Source organism: Algoriphagus namhaensis, from assembly GCF_042649705.1.
Taxonomy (GTDB): Bacteria; Bacteroidota; Bacteroidia; order Cytophagales; family Cyclobacteriaceae; genus Algoriphagus; species Algoriphagus namhaensis.
Window position 1 is genome coordinate 218,843 of sequence record NZ_JBHRZS010000007.1, and the last position, 22,869, is coordinate 241,711.

The 22,869-nt window shown below is 42.3% G+C and carries 18 protein-coding genes; 5 read left to right on the plus strand and 13 right to left on the minus strand.

What is annotated here, in order from left to right:
- Positions 1-16 precede the first annotated feature (16 nt).
- The gene (gene purB / locus ACFOSV_RS09265) at positions 17-1,360 is read right to left on the minus strand and encodes an adenylosuccinate lyase (RefSeq protein ID WP_377905702.1); all 1,344 of its coding nucleotides are present in this window, start codon (positions 1,358-1,360) and stop codon (positions 17-19) included.
- A 231-nt stretch (positions 1,361-1,591) separates the two neighbouring features.
- Here purB and ACFOSV_RS09270 point away from each other — a divergent pair, with 231 nt between their 5' ends.
- Positions 1,592-2,692, plus strand: a complete 1,101-nt coding sequence (locus tag ACFOSV_RS09270) for a 2Fe-2S iron-sulfur cluster-binding protein (protein ID WP_377905704.1) — start codon at positions 1,592-1,594, stop codon at positions 2,690-2,692.
- A 3-nt stretch (positions 2,693-2,695) separates the two neighbouring features.
- Positions 2,696-3,184: a hypothetical protein gene (locus ACFOSV_RS09275; protein ID WP_377905706.1), complete on the plus strand. Its 489-nt coding sequence runs from the start codon at positions 2,696-2,698 to the stop codon at positions 3,182-3,184.
- 49 nt (positions 3,185-3,233) lie between these two features.
- Here the strand turns inward: ACFOSV_RS09275 and ACFOSV_RS09280 are convergent, their stop codons facing one another.
- The 9 genes from ACFOSV_RS09280 to ACFOSV_RS09320 all read right to left on the minus strand — a co-directional run bounded on the left by ACFOSV_RS09280 (position 3,234) and on the right by ACFOSV_RS09320 (position 12,000).
- Positions 3,234-4,160 carry a DUF4097 family beta strand repeat-containing protein gene (locus ACFOSV_RS09280; protein WP_377905708.1) on the minus strand — a complete coding sequence of 309 codons (927 nt, stop codon included), beginning with the start codon at positions 4,158-4,160 and terminating at the stop codon, positions 3,234-3,236.
- 102 nt (positions 4,161-4,262) lie between these two features.
- Positions 4,263-5,108: an outer membrane beta-barrel protein gene (locus tag ACFOSV_RS09285; RefSeq protein ID WP_377905710.1), complete on the minus strand. Its 846-nt coding sequence runs from the start codon at positions 5,106-5,108 to the stop codon at positions 4,263-4,265.
- Between the two features lie 49 nt (positions 5,109-5,157).
- On the minus strand, positions 5,158-6,192 hold the full coding sequence (locus ACFOSV_RS09290; RefSeq protein WP_377905712.1) for a hypothetical protein: 1,035 nt from the start codon (positions 6,190-6,192) through the stop codon (positions 5,158-5,160).
- A 36-nt stretch (positions 6,193-6,228) separates the two neighbouring features.
- On the minus strand, positions 6,229-7,011 hold the full coding sequence (locus tag ACFOSV_RS09295; RefSeq protein ID WP_377905714.1) for a hypothetical protein: 783 nt from the start codon (positions 7,009-7,011) through the stop codon (positions 6,229-6,231).
- Positions 7,004-7,573 carry an RNA polymerase sigma factor gene (locus ACFOSV_RS09300; RefSeq protein WP_377905716.1) on the minus strand — a complete coding sequence of 190 codons (570 nt, stop codon included), beginning with the start codon at positions 7,571-7,573 and terminating at the stop codon, positions 7,004-7,006. The genes ACFOSV_RS09295 and ACFOSV_RS09300 overlap by 8 nt, the downstream gene beginning before the upstream one ends.
- 148 nt (positions 7,574-7,721) lie before the next feature.
- On the minus strand, positions 7,722-8,183 hold the full coding sequence (locus ACFOSV_RS09305; protein ID WP_377905718.1) for a carboxypeptidase regulatory-like domain-containing protein: 462 nt from the start codon (positions 8,181-8,183) through the stop codon (positions 7,722-7,724).
- Between the two features lie 11 nt (positions 8,184-8,194).
- On the minus strand, positions 8,195-9,595 hold the full coding sequence (locus ACFOSV_RS09310) for an MBL fold metallo-hydrolase RNA specificity domain-containing protein (protein ID WP_377905720.1): 1,401 nt from the start codon (positions 9,593-9,595) through the stop codon (positions 8,195-8,197).
- A gap of 75 nt (positions 9,596-9,670) precedes the next feature.
- Positions 9,671-11,674: a PspC domain-containing protein gene (locus ACFOSV_RS09315; RefSeq protein ID WP_377905722.1), complete on the minus strand. Its 2,004-nt coding sequence runs from the start codon at positions 11,672-11,674 to the stop codon at positions 9,671-9,673.
- Complete coding sequence (locus ACFOSV_RS09320) at positions 11,671-12,000, minus strand: PadR family transcriptional regulator (RefSeq protein WP_377905724.1); 330 nt, start codon at positions 11,998-12,000, stop codon at positions 11,671-11,673. The genes ACFOSV_RS09315 and ACFOSV_RS09320 overlap by 4 nt, the downstream gene beginning before the upstream one ends.
- Before the next feature lie 354 nt (positions 12,001-12,354).
- Here ACFOSV_RS09320 and ACFOSV_RS09325 point away from each other — a divergent pair, with 354 nt between their 5' ends.
- From ACFOSV_RS09325 to ACFOSV_RS09335, 3 genes are all read left to right on the plus strand, one after another.
- Complete coding sequence (locus tag ACFOSV_RS09325) at positions 12,355-13,467, plus strand: putative type IX sorting system protein PorV2 (RefSeq protein ID WP_377905726.1); 1,113 nt, start codon at positions 12,355-12,357, stop codon at positions 13,465-13,467.
- Between the two features lie 2 nt (positions 13,468-13,469).
- Positions 13,470-18,482: a putative type IX secretion system sortase PorU2 gene (gene porU2 / locus ACFOSV_RS09330; protein WP_377905728.1), complete on the plus strand. Its 5,013-nt coding sequence runs from the start codon at positions 13,470-13,472 to the stop codon at positions 18,480-18,482.
- A 156-nt stretch (positions 18,483-18,638) separates the two neighbouring features.
- Entirely contained in the window at positions 18,639-19,784 is a 1,146-nt protein-coding gene (locus tag ACFOSV_RS09335) for a cystathionine gamma-synthase (RefSeq protein ID WP_377905730.1), read from the plus strand.
- Here ACFOSV_RS09335 and ACFOSV_RS09340 read toward each other — a convergent pair whose 3' ends face one another.
- From ACFOSV_RS09340 to ACFOSV_RS09350, 3 genes are read right to left on the minus strand one after another with little or no spacing between them, the layout of a single operon-like run.
- Positions 19,785-20,618, minus strand: a complete 834-nt coding sequence (locus tag ACFOSV_RS09340) for a hypothetical protein (protein WP_377905732.1) — start codon at positions 20,616-20,618, stop codon at positions 19,785-19,787.
- 3 nt (positions 20,619-20,621) lie between these two features.
- Complete coding sequence (locus ACFOSV_RS09345) at positions 20,622-21,569, minus strand: Smr/MutS family protein (protein ID WP_377905734.1); 948 nt, start codon at positions 21,567-21,569, stop codon at positions 20,622-20,624.
- Positions 21,566-22,867, minus strand: a complete 1,302-nt coding sequence (locus tag ACFOSV_RS09350) for a cryptochrome/photolyase family protein (RefSeq protein WP_377905736.1) — start codon at positions 22,865-22,867, stop codon at positions 21,566-21,568. Before ACFOSV_RS09350 ends, ACFOSV_RS09345 begins: the two co-directional genes overlap by 4 nt.
- Positions 22,868-22,869: the final 2 nt, after the last annotated feature.

The window sequence follows — 22,869 nt, forward strand, 5'->3', positions numbered from 1 at the left end:
AGTCAAGGCTTTCGTTTTATAGACCCGTATAATTGAAGGGGCTAATTTTTCTGAGCTCCACTTTTATTTCTTCGGAGACGGCAAGTCCATCAATGAATGTTCGGATAGAATCCGCAGTAATCTTTGTGTTTGTTCGAGTCAAATCTTTCAAGGCTTCGTATGGTTTTGGAAAACCCTCTCGACGTAGTACGGTTTGAATGGCCTCAGCGACTACAGCCCAGTTATCTTCCAAATCGGCAGAAATAGCAGCATCATTTAGCTCGAGCTTATCCAGTCCTTTTTTCAGAGATTCTAAGGAGATAAGCATATGTGCCAAAGGCACTCCGATAACACGTAGAACTGTGCTATCTGTCAGGTCACGCTGTAGTCTTGAGATAGGAAGCTTAGCAGAAAGATGCTCGAGTAAGGCATTCGCAATACCTAGATTTCCTTCTGCATTTTCAAAATCGATAGGATTCACCTTGTGCGGCATTGCCGAAGAGCCGATTTCACCAGCTTTAATTTTTTGCTTGAAATAATTCATCGCCACATACTGCCAGACGTCTTTGGATAGATCCAAAAGAATGGTGTTGATTCGCTTTAGTCCATCAAAAATAGCGGCTAAGTTATCGTAATGCTCAATCTGGGTGGTAGGGAAACTACGGCTAAGGCCTAAGTAATCTTTGACAAAGCCTTCTGCAAAATCATTCCAAGCCACATCAGGATAAGCCACCACATGGGCATTCATGTTGCCCGTGGCTCCACCGAATTTTGCAGAGAAAGGTACTTGCTTCAAAAGCTCTAATTGTTTTTCGATTCGTACCACAAAGACTTCAATTTCTTTCCCTAGTCGGGTAGGAGAGGCAGGCTGACCATGAGTTTTTGCTAGCATGGGTACCAATGCCCATTCCTTGGCACGGTCTCTCAATTTTTGAGTCACTACCTCCAATGTAGGTAGGATTTCGGCATTCAAGCCATCCTTCAGCATCAAGGGTGTGGCGGTGTTGTTGATATCTTGTGAGGTGAGTCCAAAGTGAATGAACTCTTTGTACGTCCCCAGTCCGAGCTCATCAAATTTTTCTTTGATAAAATACTCTACAGCCTTGACGTCGTGATTGGTAATCTTTTCGGTTTCCTTGATTTTTGTGGCATCCTCGAGCGAAAATTCACTGACAATCTCACGGAGTTTGCTGAAAAGACCTGCATCAAAATCTGCAAGCTGTGGAATGCCGCTTTTTGAAAGTGCGATGAAATACTCGATTTCAACGTGTACTCGATATTTGATTAGGGCAAATTCAGAAAAGTAAGCTCTTAGTGAGACGGTTTTCCCTGCGTAGCGTCCATCTACGGAGCTCACAGCAGTCAGTGCATTCAATTCCATGATAGGTTTGACTTTGTTGCGTGGTGGATTTTTATTGAGGATCACAAAGTTAGATTTTCTGAGGTAAAATGGAGGAACTATGTCATAAAAGGGCATAATAAATTGACGATTTCTAAACCAGCTTGTTCAAAGTGGTGTTTACATAGGGATAAAAAATTGAATTAGAAGCTTTATTCATCTTTGAAGCTTACTTTTGCACCCGATTATTGACTTAAGAATTACCACTCAGGCATGTTTAACCTATTCAAAAAGAAAAAACCAGAAACCAAAGCAAATCCCTATATCGCGCTGAAAGTGAGGGAAGTTGTCAAGGAGACCTCTGATACAGTCACTATTTATTTTGATCAACCAGATCCGCACTTGGAATATCAGCCAGGACAGTTTCTGACTTTGGTAATGGAGTTTGAGGGCAAAGAGCAGAGAAGATCTTATAGCCTCTGTACTTCACCTTTTGTAGATCCATTTCCTGGTATTTCAGTAAAAAGAGTGCCTGGGGGACTTTTTTCAAACCACTTAAATGAAAAAATATTCCCTGGAAAAACCATCAATGTGCTTAACCCTATTGGGAATTTTACCACTGATTTTCATTCGAAAAATAGTCGGCATTTTGTAATGATCGCGGGAGGAAGTGGGATTACACCGATTATGGGTATTCTAAAGTCAGCCTTTATCAATGAGCCTAAATCTAAAGTGACCTTACTTTATTGTAGCCGAAGTGAAGATCAGATTATTTTCAAGGACCAGCTTGAGCAGCTAGTGGAAAAGCACCCAGGGAAATTTGAAGTAGTGCACATTCTAAGTCAGGCATCTCCAGAGTGGAAAGGAATATCTGGCAGAATCACTCGTGAATTGATCGATCAATATGTACAAGCCGCTGAGTCTGACGGTTCATTTGATGTTGAGTATTTTGTATGTGGACCTGAAGGAATTATGGATCAAGCGGTGGAGGTAATGGAAACTCAGGGAGTTTCGAAAGACAGGGTTCATCGTGAAAGCTTTTACTCTTCAGCAGCGGATCAGGCACATCAGGAAGCGGTAGCTTCAGGAGGATCCGGCCTGACCAGACAAGTGAAGGTGCTCTTGGAAGGTGAAGAGTATGATGTGACCGTTTCCCCAGACAAGACCATTCTTGAATCTGGTTTGGCACAAGAAATTGACATGCCGTATAGCTGTCAGAGCGGTCTTTGTACGGCTTGCCGAGGAAAGCTTTTGAGCGGTGAAGTGAAGATGGATGAAGATGCAGGACTTAGCGATAAAGAAAAGGAGGCGGGATATATTCTTTGCTGTGTTTCTCGACCTATGACAGATGATGTCAAGGTCACTATCGAATAGGTTGTGGAAGTTCAAGCAATACGAAAACTATACAAAAGTGTGGAGGTGCGGCTCTTGATCCTCTTGGGTCTGAGCCTTCCCTTATTTGGCCTGGTGTATTTGTATTACAATTCCGGAAATCTGAATTGGGAGCTTCCACAGTTGCCTTCAGTGGTAGAAATTGGGCTAGCTGGTTTAGGTGTGTTTTTTCTATTGGCGCAGTTTCTGATTTTCCGAAAGCGAACGCAAGGAATCCAGCGAGTTGAAGATTTAATAGGTAAGATTCAGATTTATACTTCAGCTTCTTTGCAACGGATTCATCTCTTGACACTTTCATGTCTCTTGGATGCCATAGGGTTGCTCTTTTTCAAGAATCCAATATTCGTGGTTCTTTTTGCGATTACCCTGGTTTTTTTCTCTTTAGCAAAGCCTAGCCCTGACAGAATTATTCGGATGATGAAACTGAGTAAAAAGGAAGGAGACATCATTCGCGAAGCTTCGCGACCCGCATAAAAAAATGCGTCGGCAATCTGCCGACGCTTTTTTTAGAATTTGGGACTAATTAATTTTCTATACTGATCCTCCCGGAGGAAATAGATCCTTCGATCCAGCTCTCGGCATTATTGTCGATTTTGAGTGTTTTGCCACCGGAAGTAGAGCCAACCTTAACAGATCCTGAAGACGCTTTGAGATCATAATTAAAGTTTTTCAAGTTAGATGGAGTCTGTACTCTGAAGCTTCCTGAGGTCCCGCTGAAGGATGTTTCAGATCCAAGCCCAGCATTTTCTGCCCGGATATTTCCAGAAGTAAATTTCAATCTACCTAGCTCGCCAATGTTTTCCAATTTGGCATTACCAGAGGTAAATTGCACGTTCAGTTTTCCGCCTATATTTTTTGCGTCTAGGGAGCCACTTGTCGCTTTGAAATCAGCATTACCTTTGATATCTACTAGGTCGGCATTACCGCTCGTCAAGCCGGCGATGACGTCACCACTTACACCGTCTACTTGAAGATTGCCAGATGTAGCTTTGATCATTAGATTTCCATCGATGTCTTGAGCTTTAACCTTACCAGAGCTTACACTTATGTTAGTTTCTTCACTTCTCAGTTTGGCCACATAAATGGATCCGGAACTGTTTTTTATATCTACTTTCATATCAGATGGGCCAGTGATATGTATGTAGCCTTCATTGCTGTTGTTCCAAGAGTAATTATTTCTCTTTCTTTCGAACTTTATTTTGAGCACGTCTCCTACAGTTACAAAAACGATGTCTTGATCATCGTCATTTGATTTGAGGAAGGCATCTACGGATACATCTGGTCCAGAGCCTCCTTCATATTTTACAGCAAGCCAACCGCCCTCTACCTCAATGACAGAGATGTTTGAGTAGTTTTTGGTCACATCTACAAGTACATTTTGTGCAAAGGATGCTGATGCGAGCAAAATGAATATGGCTGTCGCCAAAATTGGTTTTAGATAAGTTTTCATATTCTGATTTAGTTTTTGATGAGCCACATGTAATCTTACAATCCTAGGGCTCATGTCCTTTGAAGTCCTTGTAGTTATGCTCGATTTCATTATGTGTGTTGTTTAGTTGATGTCAAAAGTGGTGATTCCAAAACTAATGGCCTGAACCTGCGGGCCTAGATTCTCTTGGAAAAGATTGTTCAAGTCGTAGTTGACATAGAAATTCACATCTCCTACTCCGATTTCAGCTCGCAGACCGTATCGGAAGTCTTCTACGTACATATTTGATTTTTCATAGAGTTTTTGCTTGTCGCCATCCAGGTCGTCGTAAACAAATTTTCCTCTTCCCCCAATTCTGTAGCCAGCATATGCACCTACTCCGAGTCTAAGCTTTTGATTGCTAGTTTTGATAGTGGGGAGAATGGTAATATTAGCATATGAGGCGGAAATTTTTGATTTGGTTCCTATCCCGTCACCAGCAAATTCAGGAAATTGGAGTCCGTCTGGAGTTTTTGTGGGGACGAGGTTAGTGTCTTCAAACTTGAAATTATACCAGCTTACTCCGGCAGTAGTTTTGATTTCAAAATTTCTACCAAACTCTTGAATGCCGCTTAGGTTGAGAGCCACATTCCAAGAACCCCAAGGTTTTACCTGAGGGGCATCGCTATCCTGAGGCCAGATATTAATACCAATGTCATTGGACATACCGGCACGAAATCTATTTTTTTTGTATTTATGGGATTCCTTCTCATCGCCATCCGCCTCAAAATCTAGCACCCATTTTCCATCTTCAGTTTTATTATACGCCCAAGAGTTGCCAAAAATTTTGATCGTCTTGTCATTGGTGTAGATGACCGTGTCGGGCTCATCAGGAGATTTTGGCGTTGAAGGCTGAGTTGGCTGTGTCTGTGCAAAAACTCCAAGCATAGGAATAAGTGCTACTAATAGTGTGGTTAGTATAGTTTTCATCGTAGTAAAAAAAGCGGGGAGGACTTATCCTCCCCAGTTGGTTTAGTTTTTAAAATACAATTCCAAATGTGATTGGATTCAATTCTGGTCCTTTTCCTTCTTGGAATAGGGTATTCAAATCATAGGTAGTGAATAGGGTCAAATTTCTGAAGCCAATTTCGCCACGTACACCATATCGGAGATTGTTCAGATAGAGACCTGTTGCTTCTTTATCTTTTCTTCTACCTGAGCCGCCGATTTCACGATAGACAAATTTGGATTGGCCACCGAGTCTGTAACCCACATAGCCCCCAGCTGCGATTCTCATTCCTTTTTTGCCGTTGTCATTCATGCGCCCGAAATCCAACTCGAGCATCGATGTGGCCATAATGTACGATGCGGAGATCTTGCTTTTGAATCCATCTACATCACTTCTTTGTGTAAACTCGATCATTTCATCACCTCTTACAGCCTGGAAATCCCGGTTTTCAAACTTGAAATTATAGAAGTTGAAGCCAAGACCGAAGTCCCAATAAAAACCTTTTGAGATTCGCTGAGCGGCCATCCAATTAAGGCCCACATTCCAGCTTCCCCAGCCCTTCACAGCATATGGATTGTCTGAGGTCGGAAAGCTTCCTGATCCATCCAGGTAGTTATTTACCCCGAGATCTATATTGAAATAGGTGCGAAACGGAGGGTCTGAATTCTTCTTCAATCCTGATTGAATCTTGACTTTGGTATTGACGCCGGAGTCATCGACAAAAACGCGCATACCTCCAATCTGTACTTCGGTATTCATTCCGTCCTCACTGACTCTGACAACTTCTTTTGAATTGCCATTCTTGTCGCGAATTTCTACAATGGTCAGATCGCCAGTAGATTCATTCTTAGCTAAATCGAGCTCATTGATAATTTCATTGATGTTCATCAGCTTGAGTTTGTCAAAATCCTCTTTGTTGTCTACGATGATGACGACTTTACCGGATTTACCGAATTCGATGATCACGGAGTCTGAGGAGATTTTGCGGTCAGTGTCGGGCATACTTCCTGCAAAGCCGACCTGAACCAGTGCCATAAGGCAGAATAATAGCAGATACTTTTTCATGAGATTTAGTTTAAATAAGTTGGTGGTTTTCTTGAATTATGGTTTTTCTGTGGTTCGCTCTTTTTTAGAAATTAGAGAAGCGAAAAGGTTGTTTTTAGCATCTTGAAGCTCGCCAAAGCCCTCATCAACTTTGCCGAGAAGCCCTTCTACCTGATTGACTCTTTTGCCGATCCCTGCGATTAGGTTTTTGTCTTTTTCGCTTTTGATTCCGTCAGAAATGATGGTCACTTTATAAGCTGGCTCCTGGATCAAAGTTTCATTGGACTGCGCTGTAGCGATTTCTTTATCCAGGGGAAACTCGATTTCCGCTTCCGCTATTAAAGGCTGGTCAATTCCGATCTCTGGGACCACAATCTCTGGGATTTCGATTTCGGTAGCCTCTTCTTTTTTATCTACCGCCTTCTCGTTCATTGCGGTAAATTGATTTGGAACAACTTCTTTCTTTGAAGGCCTTGGATCAGCTTTTTTTAGCTTTTGGGGTTCGTTGATATTTTCTTTTGCTTCTTCTTCTTCTTGTGCATCCTCATTGATAGGAGTTTGGCTTGGAGATTCTTCTTGAGGTGTAATTTCTTCAGGCTGAGTTGTTTCAGCGACAAATTCCGGTTGGCTAGTTTGCTCTGAAGTCTGGAAGACGGAGTAGCTGACGATCAATACTAGGACGGCTGCTGCTGCGGCCCACCAGTAGATCTTGCGCTCCGGCTTTTGCTTTTTTGGCAGCTGACTCTCGAGGCGCTCCCAGGCCAGTTTGCTTGGCTTTACTTGATGTTGGCTAAGCTTCTCTTCGAAAAGCTTGTCCAAGTTTTGAGGTTGATTAGCCATTGATTTTCCTTTCTTTAATTTGTTGGGCAATAATTCTGTCTTTTAATACATTTCGAGCTCTATTGAGTTGAGACTTCGAAGTGCTTTCCGTGATTCCGAGTAGATCTCCGATCTCCTTGTGAGAGTATCCTTCGATCGCGTACAAGTTGAACACGGTCCGGTAACCTACTGGAAGTGCCTGCAAGAGATTCATTAGCTCTTCCACTTCCATATGGTTTGTTTCGTAGTGATGATCAGGATATGCTGTATCATCCTCCACATTCACCTCCATCATCAGATGCTTGTTGCTTCTGAGCTTCATCAAGGCTTGCGTAACAATGATTCGTTTCATCCATCCTTCAAAACTGCCTGTACCTTGGTACTGGGAAAGTTTTTCAAAGATTTTCATAAACCCTTCGATCATCACATCCTCAGCATGCTCTCTATCTTTCAAATAGCGAATACAGATCGCTAAAAATTTTCCGGAGTAGGACTCATACAGGTGTCGCTGAGCAAGTCTGTCGCCCTTCAAGCAACCCTTGATGAGTCCTGCTTCGTCCGAAAAATTTGTACTGTTAAACATGTTGGTTGGCTTTCAAATAGGTAGATGTGACTCTATCCAATTTGGTTGCATGTGGGGCTGAAAAAAGTTAATTTATTTTAATTTTAATTATAAAATACTGATAATCAGTGTTTAAAAATCGAAAAAATTTAATCAGAATTTACTATTTCTAAAAGGTAGCGCGATAGTTTATCACTATATCAAGGACCTGCCACTCGCCATTTTTGATGGTTATAGGCTGAATATTCCCATCTGCATCAAAGCTATTGGCAAAGATTCCTTCATTCTCTTTAGTGAAAATAGAATAAGAGCCAGGCGCTAATTCAATGGAAAAGGCCCCATTGTCATCGGTTTCCACTTGCGTGATCGGTTCTGTGGCTAAGGATTGGAAAAGCCCGTTTTCCATTTTTGAATCTTGAAGCTTTGTCAGTGGGTAAATCAAGATCACTCGTTTGACTGGGGTGCCTTTTGGGTTTACAGATTGCTCCGCTTGCTCGGTGACCTTCGGCATTTGGTTGCCTTCAAGCCAAGTGACTTGACCTTTTACACCTTGGCCGTCCTGTTTAAGCATGGTGCAGGAACATAAAAAGGCCATTAATACTACGCATACACCTAATGGATTTATCTTCATCTTTCGTGAATTTAGATATTATCAAATAGCACAAATGATTCCAAATATTGAGGGATGATCGGATTCCAGCCCAGCTCGTCTTTGAGCCTTGCAGCGAGTGTCTCAGCGGCTTTTTCTTCACCATGAATGACAAATGCGAGCTTTGGTTTATCCGTAAATCCTTCTGCCCAATCTATGAGCTCCTCTTGATCTGCATGAGCGGAAAGGCCATCGATCTGATGGATGTGAGCTTTAACTTCCAATTCTTGGCCATAAATATTGATATAGGGCTCCCCGTCCACTAGTCTTCTGCCTCGAGTACCTTCTGCTTGATAGCCGACAAAAATCACTGCATTTTTTTCGGAAGTGATGCGATTATACAAATGATGCAAGACACGCCCTCCAGTGGCCATTCCACTTGCCGACACGATGATGGCATTGCCCGAGTGCTCATTGATTCTTTTGGATTGCTCGACTTTTGGAGTGAAATGGAGTTGATTGTGTTGGAAAGGATGCTGATCGCGCTCATCCAGAACAGCGATAAGCTGATGATCTTGATGAAATTGTTCATACACTTCTGTGGCATTGATGGCCATAGGAGAATCAAGAAAAATCGGAGCCTTTGGGATCTTGTCAGTCTTCATCAATTGATACAAATAGTAGAGGACCAGCTGGGTTCTACCCACCGAAAAAGCTGGAATAATTACCACTCCGCCTCGATCAAATGTGCGATTGATATAGGTCGCTAACTCATGATGTGGTTTCACAGCTGGTGATACTCGATCTCCATAGGTAGACTCGATCCAGATCACATCTGCTTTGGGAATGACCGTTGGAGGATATAGGATAGGATCATGATACCTTCCAAGGTCCCCACTGAAGACGAGTGTTTTTTCTTGGCTGTCTCCTTTGATTTTTATTTTTGCTGATGCTGCACCCAGAATGTGGCCCGCGTAATAAAAAGTGACTTGAATTCTAGGGTCTATTTCGAATGGACGGTTGAATGGCTTTCCAACGAAAAGCGGAAATACAGCTTCTGCATCTTCTTGGGTATAAAGCGGTTCTGGATTTTTATGCCTTGAGTAGCCTTTCTTTTTTGCATATTCGGCCTCTTCTTCTTGGAGCTTTCCTGAATCCAAGAGCAGGATTTTGGCAAGCTCAACGGTGGCTTCTGTTGCATATATTGGCCCAGAAAAGCCTTGCTTTACAAGTTTAGGAAGGTAACCGATATGATCTAAATGTGCATGGGTAAGAACCACAGCCTCCATCTCTGGCAAGGGCATTGGGAATTTATCCCAGTTTCGGTCCCGAAGAGCGCGTCTTCCTTGAAAAAGCCCACAATCCACCAGAAATTCAAAATCGCCAATATCGATAAGGTATTTGGAGCCTGTGACAGATTTTGCACCTCCGAGAAATTTTGCTGTGATATCCATAGTTCTTGATCTTTTGGAGAAGATACAAAAAAAGAGGCATCCCGAAGAATGCCTCTGCTTTGAAGTGGTGGTTTTTTATTTTTTGATGAAATAAGAGTCTGCAAACTTAGCTTTAGTAATGCTGTCTCTGATTTCCTTGGTAATAGCCGCGCTATCAATCTCCATGATTTCCTCTTCGAGCTCCTCGATCACATCAGTTTCTTCGACAACCTCCTCAATGAGCTCCTCATCTGATTCCTTTTCTTCCTCACACGTAAGGCACACAAGTCCTTCTTCATTGAATGCCCATACGGTCTCATAGGAAACATCAGCAGATCTGAAGCCATTTCTGTAAATGGTGTTTCGAAGAATATCCAACAGGGATCGCTCCATAATAAATGGACGGTCATAAGGAATCTCAAGGATCAAATTCAATTTCTGATCTCTGAACACGTCGAGGGATGATATGTCATATCCCTCTTCAAAGGTCACGATAGAATCAAGTAGTGTATACTGATAATCCATCAATTTTGCATTTTCCATAGCTTCAGCCTTGCTTCTCCCTCTTGAGAAGTACTCTTGACGCAAGACCACCATTGAATCCGCACTGCCCTCCAATTTAAGGTTTACGTTATTAAAGGTGGCTTCTTCGCCGATTTCATTCATTTTCAAGATCATCACTCCTTGAGATACGGGGATGACTTCTTCGGTTTTGTACCAGTTCTCAGACTTAAATTGTGCAACGATTCGCGGGATTTGGAAGGCGCAAATGCCAACACACAATAGCCACAGACCTAGAGCTACCAAGCCAAATCGTCCTCCAATGAGATTTTTTTGGGCAAGTACACTGATTCCCAAAAGTATAATTATGATACCTGGAATAATCATGAGCATTGACGCTCCGATAATTAACCAGATTGGTACTAGATTAGAGAACAGCTCAAGTGGAAAATTATCGATTAAGGCTTGATAATCTGGACTTTGTAGGACTCCAAAATAAACCGATAAAGCGAGTAGAGGAGCTATTGTGATAGCTAAACCAAAGATGAATACAAACAGACCGAAAATGACTCGAATTACATTTAGGATAAACATACCCAATGGTCCCAATGCTTGTCCCAAGGCATCAATCACCTGACCAATCACTCGAAATGGTGTCAAGAGTATTTCTCGGGTTCTTGAAGTCTGGGTTGGAGCACGAGGGTTAAGGTTTTCCTTTAGCGTTGTGTCTATATTATCCAGTGTGATTTCACCACCTTTCATTCGAATCCGCTCTGTGATCGAACTCGCCACAGGAGTGATGATCCAAAGGATCAAGTAAATCAATAGACCAGATCCACCAGCGATAATTAGGACGACAAAGGCCAATCGAATGTATAGCACATCGATTCCAAAGTATGCAGCCATACCACTCGATACACCACCTAAGACTTTGTCATCTGGGTTTCGGTAGAGTTTTTTGATATTTTTATCCTCTTCAATATCGTAGGACACAGGTAGGATCAACCATAGTACTACGTATGCTACCACGGCAAGGAACCCTAGTCCAAAACTGAATCTGAAATTATCAAAGGGGAAGAAATCGAAGAAATCGTAATTGAAGTTTAGGTTACCACTGAAAAGCAAAAGAATGGCAATCAATCTTGCCCAAAGTGGGTCAATCGCAAAATACTTCGCAAATCCGGCACAAACTCCCCCTAGGATTTTCTTGTTTTCAAGCCTCATCAGTTTTTTATAGCCTTTTGCCTCAGACTCTGGTGGGGCTACGTATTTGTAGTAGTCTTCAGAATTTTCTTGACTTTCATTCTCTTCTTTCTCACCGACAAGCTCTTCTTCGCTGACCGAAAAATCCTCGATAGTTCCCATCTTCTCGATGAGCTTATCGACATTTTCAGCAGTGATGACTTGCTTGTTGTTTTTTAGATTACTGATAAAAATTTCAGCAATTCTATTTTCGATATCAGAGATGATCTCCTGATTATCCTTATAGGATGAGAAGTGCTTGCTAATCGCTTCGAGATACTTTCGAAGTGTGTCGTATCCATCTTCCTCAATGTGGAAAAGGATTCCGCTGATATTTATGCTTATGGTCTTTTTCATTTCTTTGAGGTGATTTGAGTTGTGGATTGCACGAGTGATTCCCAAGTATTGGCTAGGGTGTTCAAAAACTCCTTACCTGAATCTGTGATGGAATAGTATTTTCTCGGTGGTCCCGATTCGGACTCTACCCATTTGTACTGGACTAGCTCGGCAGATTTCAGCCGATTGAGTAGAGGATATAGCGTTCCTTCCACCACAATCATTTCGGATGCTGTCAATTCCTCTATGAGGTCTGAGGTATACACCTCGCCTCGAGAAATAATGTACAGCACACAAAACTCCAGGAGGCCCTTGCGCATTTGAATCTGTGTGTTTGCAACATTCATATTTTCGTGATTTTTCAGCTTTTGGTGCCAGTATTTTTTCTGGTCGCTCTATTAGTAAAGAAAAATGATACCAGTTTTTTACCTGCTACCTTGCATTACCTAATTCTAGGTAATAAAAAGTCAGAATTGATGCTTTTTTATTGGAAAAACCATGAAATAGATCAATAAGGGTACTTTTGAATTTTTGCCTCGGACTTGAGAATTTTTTTGAACCAAAAAATTTGGGTTTTCCAAAAATGAAAAAATGTTAAATACTGGACAGAATTATGTACGCAGGCGTACACCAGTCTGATCTTTTTTTAATTAATTTTCTCAAGATTTCCCTTGTGGGTCAATTTAGTTTATTTTCGAGTTGTGATTGGGAAAAAAGTATTCGTTCTATGTAGTCTATTTGCGGCATTCAGTCAGCAGTTTACCTTCGCCCAGTCTATTGCTCCAAAATATTCCAATGAGTTCCTAAACATAGGTGTGGGTGCTCGTGCTTTAGGAATGGGAGGGGCTCAAGTGTCTTCTGTTCGTGATGTAACCGCTTCCTATTGGAATCCTGCTGCGCTGATGGGAATAGAACACAAGTATGAGTTTAGCCTCATGCACTCGGAATATTTCGGAGGAGTGGCTCAATATGATTACCTGAGTTTTTCTACCCCTATCAAAACCGAAAGCCAAGTTGCAGTGTCTTTAATTCGCTTTGGTGTGGACGATATTCCTGATACCCGATTCCTATATGATGCCAACGGAGCACTGAATTATAATAATATTCAATTCTTCAACGCTGCAGACTACGCGCTGCTCTTGAGTTACGCTCGAGACCTTTCGGATCATTTTAAAGTGGGAGTCAATGCGAAAGTTGTCCATCGAAATGTGGGCAAATTCGCAAAGGCTTGGGGTTTTGGCCTCGATGTGGGCGCACTCTATGTAAAGGAACGTCTGACGGCTGGGTTAATGCTTCGAGATATCACCACCACTTTCAATGCTTGGTCACACAATGCAGAAATGGTTCGCGATATTTTTTCCCAAACCAATAATGAAATTCCGGTAAACTCCCTGGAGTTGACCTTGCCAAGGGCCATTCCCAGTATCAGCTATCTCTGGACTATGGGAGAGCAGTTTTCGCTTTTGACAGCATTGGATCTTGAGGTTACTTTTGACGGACAGCGAAATACATTAATCAGTTCTTCTTTGATGAGTATAGACCCTAGGGTAGGATTGGAGTTGGGTTTTCAGCGGCTCGCTTTTCTCAGAGCAGGAGTGAGTACTTTTCAATATATCAAAGACTTTACTGGGGAGGAATCCATCAATTTTCAACCCAGCGCAGGACTTGGGGTGTTGATCAATAATCGTTTCCAAATCGACTATGCTTTGAGCGATATTGGAAATGTATCCGAGACGCCCTACTCTCATATATTTAGTGTCAAAGTAAGTTTGGAGCGGTTGGAATCTGACTCTAGGAAATTTAAAGGATGGTAAAAATGAAAAAGGTACTCGTTTTCTTCCTTTGGATCAGCATGCTTGGGCTAGAGGCTGTTGCGCAGGACAACTCCTGGATCAATTTTGAGCAAGTCTATTACAAAATCCAAACTGGCAAGGATGGTATCCATAGAATAGCACCAGATGTGCTCCAAAAATCAGGATTAAATCTCAATAATCTTGACCCACGAAATATTCACATTTTTCATCGAGGGCAGGAAGTTGCTGTATTTATTTCCGGAGAAAATGATGGTCGATTAGACGTTGGAGATTTCATAGAGTTTTATGGGAAAAAGAATGACGCCACTTTGGATTTCCCACTCTATGGATCAGATAGTATTCCGAATCCATATTTTAATACCCATTCTGATACGGTGGCTTATTTTCTAACCGTGGATTCCCAGCCTGGCAAAAGGATGGGGCAACGCCCTACGCCAACAGAACAGATCCCGTCACTAAGTAGATATAAGACTGAAAAGTTACGAGTGTTTAGTGATCAATATTCCCTTGGAGTGGGTTACGCTTTCGGTTTTAGGCTTTCCAGCTATGACAGGGGGCAAGGCTGGATGAGTGGTTTGATTCGAAAAGGACAGGCCTTCACCGTGGAATTTGATGGATTGGGAATTCTTGCTTCTGGGGTTGGAGGTAGGCTTTCAATTGGACTTGTGGGACGGTCGGAAAATTCTCATTCAATCAGAATCTCCGTTGGGCCAAATTCTTCTTCGCAAAGATTACTTGGTACCCGGAATTTCTCTGGCTTTGATTACCCACAGCCTTCATTTGATTTATTGGCTTCAGATTTTGATCCTAGTGGAAAGGTTTTGGTTCAAGTTCTCCCTTCAGGTTCTGAAGATGTCGATAATGTTTCGCTGAGTTTTGTCAAAATTGAGTACACAAAGCAAGTTGAATCTGGAGAATTAATCGAGGAAACGTTTATCACAGGAGCTGGTAATAGCCGAATTTCACTTGGTTCAGTCTCTGATAAATATGTAGGACTTGAAGTATCGGATCCAATAAATCCACAGAAGGTGAACTTCACAACTCTTGCATCAGGAATGTCTTTTCTCGGTTCGGTGGAAGAAGACTCCAGTCAAATTCTCGTTCAAAAAGAATCCGAAATTGTGGCTATTGATACGCTTCAGAGACGGACATTTCGAAATATTCTGGCTCCTGAAGCCAATTATATCATCATTGGGAACAAAGAACTTGAAAAACAGACCACTTTATATTCTAATCCCCTAGAAGCCTATGCCGCACACCGAAGCTCGCCCGAGGGAGGTGGCTTTGATGTACTCACAGTGAATATTGATGAGATTTACGATCAGTTTGCCTACGGGGAACGTACCCCATTAGGTATTTTTCAGTTTTTAAAAGCGTACTATCCCATTCATAGACCCACTCATTTACTGCTAGCGGGACGTGCCATGGCCGTTTACTCTTCAACTAGGAGTGGCGGTGTGACTTCTTTCTACAGAAATAATCCATCCGCATTTACTTTTCAGGATTTGGTGCCTCCAGGAGGATACCCTTTTTCTGATAATTCATATGTCATCGGATTGGACCCTGAAGATCCCAATGCACCGGGTATGGCGGTCGGGCGAATTCCTTCCAAAAATGCCCAAGATCTGGCTAATTATTTAGAAAAAGCCATAGAAAAGGACGCGGTGGGAATCTCTGAGCCCTGGCAAAAGGAAATCACTCATCTGGCTGGAGGAATTTCAGAATTTGAATTGGATAGGTATTTCAATTTTTTGAACGGATTTAAAAACGTCGCTGAAGGTCTCTACTTGGGCGGCAATGTATCCACATACAGAAAGCGCTCTAATTCGGTAGTGGAGGTCATAGATATCAGTGGTGACCTCAATGAAGGTAGGTCTATGGTTACGTTTTTTGGGCACGGAGCGCCCACGATTATTGATATTGAAATAGGTTTTGCGTCCGATCCTACACTGAACTATCAAAATCGTGGTAAGTATCCGATCATGTTATTCAATGGATGTGATTATGGTAGTGCATTCAGTTCCGTATATACGCAGGGAGAAGACTGGGTGATCACTCCGAGAAAAGGAGCTACAAATTTGATGGCAAATACATCCATTGGAGTTGATGTTTATTTGAGGAGGTATTCGGATCTTTTTTACACCAAAGCCTTTTCAGATAGCACTTTGATCTATCGGACGATTGGCGAAGTAAAGCGTGAGGCTGAGGCTGATTTTGTGGCTCGATATGGCTTAGGGGCATTGAGTTATTCGCACATGGAGCAGATGGTTATGCTTGGAGACCCTGGGGTACGGATTTTTCCATCGGCAAAGGCCGATTATGCAGTTCTTGAGGAAGAAGTAGAGATTTCTGGCTTTAATGGAGAGACTTTGAATTCGCTCTCAGACAGTATTCAGCTCACTTTTGTACTTCGAAATATTGGTAGGGTTGATACGGATTCCCTCGATTACCGAATCAGTAGGACTTTGCCTGAAGGAACTGTCCTGAATTATGACCCAGTAGATATCGCCTATATCGCTAGGGCGGATACTTTGCTTTTTTCCCTTCCAAATCAAGGTCTAATTTCAGCTGGAGAAAATACTTTTACCATTGAAGTAAACCCAAGCAGAAAGGTGGAGGAGATGACTTTTGTGAACAACATGGTAACGATCGCTGAGTTCATTCCACTAAGTGGATCATTGAATATCAGTCCCTTGGATTTCGGTATAGTACCAACGGCAGAAGTGAGTGTGATTGCTCAGGTGCCTGGAAAATCAATCGAGGAGCGTACGATTATTCTGCAGCTTGATAGCGTACCCTCATTCAATTCTGCCTTCAGAAAGGAAACTCGGATCAGCACCAAAAACCTCGCAGAATGGAGCTTGAGTTTACCAACTCAGCAGGACAGTGCTACCTATTTTTGGAGATCAAAATTTCAGGATATCCGCGAAGGTGAGGCAGATATATGGACCACATCTAGTTTCTCGGTGATCAAAGATTCTCCCTCTGGCTGGACTCAGCGAATTGTATCGCAGCTCGAGAAAAGCCAACTTGATAACCTCGAAATTGATCCTGCGGATCGACAGTGGAAATACGAAGAGCAGAACTTAGGTGTAGAAGTCTTTACGATCGGAAGTGGAGTCGACACTTTGAGCTTTAGGAATACCCAATTTTATCTCAATGAGATTCCACAGATATTAGATAATGTGAATAATGCCAACAGTCGCCTGTGTCCCAATGGATCGCTTGGACTGGTGGCTTTTCAGCAGAAGACATTGCTCCCATATCTGGCAATCCCAATTCCGGGCTTTGATATTCTGGACCCACGGGCTTGTGGGCGAGTTCCTCAAGTCATTCAGAGTATTCAGAATTCCTGGATTACCACTCCGGGGCAGCGGATTTTGCAAGATTATGTACGCGGTGTTAAAGATGGTGACTATGTGGTGATTTTCACCGTTGGAAATGTGACATTCGAGGATTGGCCAGACCAAGCGTTTGCCAGTCTACGGGAGTTTGGTGCCAACGAGGCAACTTTGCGAAGCTTGAAAACTGGAGATCCATATATCCTTTACGGTAAAAAAGGGATGCGACCTGGTGAGGCAATCGAAATTGTTGGCAATCCAAACTTTGAGGTTCCTTCAAATCAGCAAACCTTATCCTTTGAGACAGATCTATCAGGCTACTTGACGTCAGGTTGGATTTTAACACCTAAAATAGGGCCCGCAAGAAATTGGGAACGGTTTTTCCAAAATGTCAATGCCCGAGAATGGATCAATGAGGAGGAGTTTAGCGCCTTTGAAGTGCTCGGCGTGCGAGACAATGGACAAGAAGATGTGATCCGGTCAGGCTTTTTTGATAAAGAGGTGGATCTTTCTTCCATTTCGGCTCAGACTTATCCCTATCTCAGGCTACAATACCGCATGGATGACCCTGAATCAACGGCCCCTGCCCAGCTTGATCGATGGCAAGTGAATTTTGAAGGTGTACCAGAAGGAGTCCTTACCGTCAATGCAGATAGAGAACAGATACAGCTAAGAGAAGGGGAGGTGTCTAGCTTGGAATTTACCTTTACCAATGTGTCCAATAAAAACTTTTTGGATTCGGTTCAGGTGAACTGGACTTTAAGAAATGTAGACAGTCGAAAGGAAGAAGATTTTACGAGAAAAATCCCTGCTTTGAAGGCGAATGAAAGCTTTACCTTCCGCATCGATTTCAATTCAGTAGGTAATGCTGGGCAGAATGAGTTGCTCGTCTTTGCTAATCCAAGAATTCAACGAGAGCAAACCTATAGAAATAACCAAATCGATATGGGAGCTTATTTTGTGGTAGAGGGGGACAATTCAAGTTCTATTCTCGATGTGAATTACGATGGGGTGTATATCATGGATGGAGATTTGGTTTCTCCCAATGTGTTGATCACAGCTGTGCTGAAGAACGAAGAAACTTTGCTTTTCAAAAAGGATACACTTGGCATGGAAATTTTCCTGAAGCAAGACTGTGATGGATGCAATTTTGAGCGAGTAAACTTCTCCAATCCAAACCTAAATTGGACTCCTGCCAGCGAAGATTCAGATTTTAAAGTTTCCTTTGTGCCAGGGCCATTAGCGGACGGGAGATACACGCTTAGGGTAGTAAATGAGGATTCACCACAGCCCTACGAAATGTCATTTGAAGTGGTCAATGAGTCCCAAATCACTAATTTTTATCCTTATCCCAACCCATTCAGCACGAGTGTGCGGTTTGTTTTCACACTGACAGGCTCCGAGATTCCTGATGAACTTAAGATTCAAATTATGACAGTAACTGGGCGAGTGGTGCGGGAGATTTTGCAGAATGAGCTTGGTCCGATTCGGATCGGAAATAATATCACCGATTTTGCTTGGGATGGTAAAGATGAATACGGGGATCAGCTGGCCAATGGCGTTTACATTTATCGGGTTTTGGTCAGAAAAGATGGACAGTTTTTTGAGCACAGACCCACGGCAGGGGACAGGGCATTCAACAAAGGATATGGGAAAATGTATCTACTTCGCTAAATGAAATCAAAACCTAAGGGTATCATTGATAAAGCTTGTCTTTTTTGCCATCTTTACTCTCCCAATTCGCAAAAATTAGGAACATTTATCAAGCAAAAAGGCTTATTCTATCACCTGCCCAAAGAAGGGGCAATTATCACCTAAATAGCAATTTAAATGAAATTTGGAACCAAAGCGATCCATGCCGGAGTAGAACCTGATCCATCTACAGGAGCTATCATGACTCCTATTTTTCAAACCTCTACTTATGTGCAGCGGTCACCAGGCGACCATCAGGGATATGAGTATTCTAGAACTCATAATCCCACCCGAACCGCCCTTCAAAATAATCTCGCAGCTCTTGAAAATGGAAAGCATGGGATTTGTTTTTCTTCTGGTTTGGGCGCAATTGATGCGGTGATCAAACTATTTTCTCCCGGTGATGAAATCGTAAGTACGAGCGATTTGTACGGAGGAACCTATCGATTGTTTACAAAGGTGTTTGAACGGTACGGAATTAAATTTCATTTCGTTCCCATGGACAATCCAGAGAAGATTGAAGAAAAAATCAATTCCAATACCAAAATGCTCTGGGTAGAAACTCCTACCAATCCCATGATGAATATCATTGATCTAGAACTCATGGGAAAAATCGCTAAAAAACATGGGGTATTGCTTGCAGTTGACAACACTTTTGCCTCTCCATATCTCCAAAATCCTTTGAATTTGGGAGCAGATATCGTGATGCATTCAGTGACCAAATATTTGGGTGGGCATTCTGATGTCGTGATGGGAGCGTTAATTCTCAATGATGACAAGCTTGCTGAGCAATTGGTTTTTATTCAAAATGCTTGTGGAGCTACTCCAGGACCTCAGGATTGTTTTCTTGTGTTGCGTGGGATCAAAACGCTACATCTCCGAATGGAAAGACATTCTCAGAATGGGAAAACCATTGCTGCTTATTTGAAAAATCATCCGAAAGTGGAGAAAGTATATTGGCCTGGATTTGAAGATCATGTGAACCATGAAATCGCTAAAAAGCAAATGCGCGACTTCGGGGGGATGATTTCATTTACCTTAAAAGGAAATAGCTTGGCCGACGCCAAAAAAGTAATGGAAGGATTCAAGCTTTTTGCCCTGGCGGAGTCTTTGGGTGGTGTAGAGTCACTTTGCGGTCATCCTGCATCCATGACTCACGCTAGTATTCCAAAGGAAGAAAGAGAGAAAGTAGGACTTGTAGATTCTTTGATTCGTCTCAGTGTGGGAGTAGAGGATGCTGAGGATCTGAAAAATGATCTTTCGTCAGCCCTTGCTGCGATCTGATCAAACCAATAGTTTGTCAAAAAGAGATTTGGCCTGTCCTTCAGCTTTGAGGGACAGGCTTTTCTTTACCTTGGTGAGATCTTTGAGCCAGTTTACATATTTTGCCGAAGGCCGAGGTTCATGACTGATGAAATAAGTGAGAGATTGCAAGGTAAGATGCGCTTTGTACCAAACTTTCAAGCTATCCTTTAATTCATTGATTTCATCGTGCGTTTCGGATGGGAAAATGGAATTAAAACCAATTTGGATCAGGATGTTTTCCAAAATGATGATCCGACGAATTCCTTGATATATTTCCTTAAGCTTTTGCGTTCCTAGGGTGCCGGTTTGATCTAGATGAAACTGTTCCAATTCCTGCCGCATTACTTGGTTGATACCCGAATTGAGCATTAAGGGTTTTAGCCCTCTACTCGCTTCAAGGGCTACGTCGTGAAATTCATCCCAATGCTCTAGCGTACTGCCCACAATCATATCATAAGTCTTATTATAAAGGTCCTTTTTGTACTCGTCAAGCTGTTTAGAAAAGCGATTATAGTGCTTACCCGTTTCCTTAATTTTTTCTTGTAAGCTGGCTTCTACGAGCTTGTGATGATATATTTTTCTAAGGTTTTTTTGAAGAGGTCTAAAGGGAGAAAAGATATCTTCCTTAATGATTTGCTCGTCCATGTGGACAGAAATCATGAGCTCTGAAAAAAGCTCCAAAAAGCTAACTTTCCCTAGGAGTTCGATAGATTTTTTAGATTTCATCTGCTTGATGAGATGAAAAAATATAGCTTTTGCTTCCGAATGCTGCTTTTCGAAAATTGGAAAAATCGGCGAAAGTCTTTTGGTCATAGACTAGGAAATTCTGACCAGTGTTGCTCCATAGCCCCAGCGGTCTTTCTGAGTATCCTGAAAGTAATTAATATTTTTCATTTGACTCAAGCGCTTGTGAATTTCTTTGCGCAAAACTCCATTGCCAATCCCATGAATAAAGGTAATCTGATCCATCCCCGAGGCGATGGCTTGGTCTAGATTTTTCTCAAACTCTGAAAGCTGAATTTTAAGCATTTCCGAATTACTCATACCCTCAGGTTGTGCCACCAGTTTTTCAATATGCAGATCAATAGAAGCACTAGGTTTAATGATTTTGAGGGCTTCTTGCTTAGGTTTTATGGTTTCTAATTCGGCATTCAAAGAGCGGATGTCAAGTTCTTGGTGATCATCTTGCAAACGGAAAAGATATCCATCCTTATTTAGCATGGGCACCTTAGCGCTATGTTTAAAAAACTGAGTTCCTTTAATTTTTATCGTTTTTTCGAAAGCAGGAGCAGCCTTTTCAAGACGCTCGTGGATAGGAATAGCTTGGACATGAAACGCTGGCCATTGATCCATATCTTGGAGCATGCGATTGTCAAACTTTTGATGCGTGCCAGCGGCGATACGGTCTGCAAAGAGAGTTTGCTTGTTGGGACCATGGATGCCACTGATCATGACCAGAAAGGAGCGTTTGCTTCCATTAATCAGATACACACTGAGTTGCTGATCATTGATGGGGATAAAGGCCAAGGATAAGGAACTTGGCTTACTGTGTGAGCCTGTCGGCTCATAGCTTACGGCTGGGTCCTCTTTAGGTCTGGTTTGAAAATGCTTTTCTTCTGCTTGAGAAATCAAAACCACTTCATTTTTCATCGCGGGAATTTGAAATCCATCCTCGATTTCTACTTCCACTCGATTTCCGGAAATTTTGCGGATTACTCCTTCTTCATTTCCGTGGAGCATTCGCACCCGATCGCCTATGTTCATCTGTCTAAAGCTTCTTTGTAAGTATCTATTGCTCGCTGACGCGCAAATTTGTGATCCACGATAGGTTTAGGGTACTTTTCTGTACCATATTCGGGGACCCATTTTTTTACGTATTCGAGATTTTTGTCAAATTTTTCCATTTGGGAGGTCGGGTTGAAAACCCTGAAATAAGGTTGTGCATCCGTTCCGGTGCCAGCGGCCCATTGCCAACCACCATTGTTGGAAGCTAGTTCAAAATCTAAAAGTTTCTTGGCGAAATAGGCCTCTCCCCAGCGCCAATCCAAAAGCAGGTGCTTGGTGAGGAAGGATGCCACCACCATCCGAACTCGATTGTGCATGTAGCCTGTCTCGTTGAGTTCTCGCATTCCTGCATCCACAATAGGATAGCCTGTTTTGCCCTCGCACCATGCTTTAAAGTCCACTTCATCATGACGCCAAGGAATATGATCATAGGCTGGTTTGAAGGCTTTGTCCACTACCTGCGGATTGTGAGCCAATATCATCATATAAAACTCCCTCCAGATCAATTCATTCAAAAATATTTCATTCAGGCCGGCTGCGCGCTGGGCAAGCTGACGAATAGAAATAGTGCCAAACCTCAAATGAATTCCTAATCGACTGGTCCCATCAATTGCTGGAAAGTTTCGGGTTTCGTCATATTTTTTAATGAGCTTATCGGACGTTTCTGGCGAAGGAATCGGGACATTTGATGTGGCAAATCCCATTTCCTTCAATGAAATCATCTCAAGAGTTTTATCCGGATTGTACAAATTTTTCCAGCTGGGGTTTGACAGAGAGTCAAACTTGAGCTCCTTGAATTTATCTTTCCACTGACGACTAAAAGGAGTAAAAACTTTATAGTGCTCGCCCGAGCCATTTACAATTTCATCTGGTTCGAAAATCAATTGATCCTTGAAGGTCATGAACTCCACCTCCTTTTCTTTGAGTAGTTTTTCTACCGCTTGATCTCGTTCACGAGCGTAGGGCTCATAGTCTCGGTTGGTGTAGACAGTCTCTACAGAATACTCATCTAGGAGGTCCTTGTAAACATCTAAGGGGTTTCCGTATTTTACTAAGAGGCTTCCTCCTTTTTTTTCTAATTCCCCTTTTAGGTAGGTGATTTGATCATGGATAAAATTGACTCTAGCGTCAGTTTTATCTTCAAGTTTATCGAGGATATTTCGGTCAAATATGAATAGAGGGAGCACATTTTTTTCTTGCTGCAAAGCATAGAAAAGCCCCGTATTATCCTGAAGCCTTAAGTCTCTTCTGAACCAAAAAATTGAAATTTTTGACATGG

What these genes read in the sequence shown, in the direction of transcription:
- purB (WP_377905702.1), bottom strand. Translation starts at nt 1,360, where the DNA reads ATGGAATTGAATGCACTGACTGCTGTGAGCTCCGTAGATGGACGCTAC.
- ACFOSV_RS09270 (WP_377905704.1), top strand. Translation starts at nt 1,592, where the DNA reads ATGTTTAACCTATTCAAAAAGAAAAAACCAGAAACCAAAGCAAATCCC.
- ACFOSV_RS09280 (WP_377905708.1), bottom strand. Translation starts at nt 4,160, where the DNA reads ATGAAAACTTATCTAAAACCAATTTTGGCGACAGCCATATTCATTTTG.
- ACFOSV_RS09285 (WP_377905710.1), bottom strand. Translation starts at nt 5,108, where the DNA reads ATGAAAACTATACTAACCACACTATTAGTAGCACTTATTCCTATGCTT.
- ACFOSV_RS09290 (WP_377905712.1), bottom strand. Translation starts at nt 6,192, where the DNA reads ATGAAAAAGTATCTGCTATTATTCTGCCTTATGGCACTGGTTCAGGTC.
- ACFOSV_RS09295 (WP_377905714.1), bottom strand. Translation starts at nt 7,011, where the DNA reads ATGGCTAATCAACCTCAAAACTTGGACAAGCTTTTCGAAGAGAAGCTT.
- ACFOSV_RS09300 (WP_377905716.1), bottom strand. Translation starts at nt 7,573, where the DNA reads ATGTTTAACAGTACAAATTTTTCGGACGAAGCAGGACTCATCAAGGGT.
- ACFOSV_RS09305 (WP_377905718.1), bottom strand. Translation starts at nt 8,183, where the DNA reads ATGAAGATAAATCCATTAGGTGTATGCGTAGTATTAATGGCCTTTTTA.
- ACFOSV_RS09310 (WP_377905720.1), bottom strand. Translation starts at nt 9,595, where the DNA reads ATGGATATCACAGCAAAATTTCTCGGAGGTGCAAAATCTGTCACAGGC.
- ACFOSV_RS09315 (WP_377905722.1), bottom strand. Translation starts at nt 11,674, where the DNA reads ATGAAAAAGACCATAAGCATAAATATCAGCGGAATCCTTTTCCACATT.
- ACFOSV_RS09320 (WP_377905724.1), bottom strand. Translation starts at nt 12,000, where the DNA reads ATGAATGTTGCAAACACACAGATTCAAATGCGCAAGGGCCTCCTGGAG.
- porU2 (WP_377905728.1), top strand. Translation starts at nt 13,470, where the DNA reads ATGAAAAAGGTACTCGTTTTCTTCCTTTGGATCAGCATGCTTGGGCTA.
- ACFOSV_RS09335 (WP_377905730.1), top strand. Translation starts at nt 18,639, where the DNA reads ATGAAATTTGGAACCAAAGCGATCCATGCCGGAGTAGAACCTGATCCA.
- ACFOSV_RS09340 (WP_377905732.1), bottom strand. Translation starts at nt 20,618, where the DNA reads ATGACCAAAAGACTTTCGCCGATTTTTCCAATTTTCGAAAAGCAGCAT.
- ACFOSV_RS09345 (WP_377905734.1), bottom strand. Translation starts at nt 21,569, where the DNA reads ATGAACATAGGCGATCGGGTGCGAATGCTCCACGGAAATGAAGAAGGA.
- ACFOSV_RS09350 (WP_377905736.1), bottom strand. Translation starts at nt 22,867, where the DNA reads ATGTCAAAAATTTCAATTTTTTGGTTCAGAAGAGACTTAAGGCTTCAG.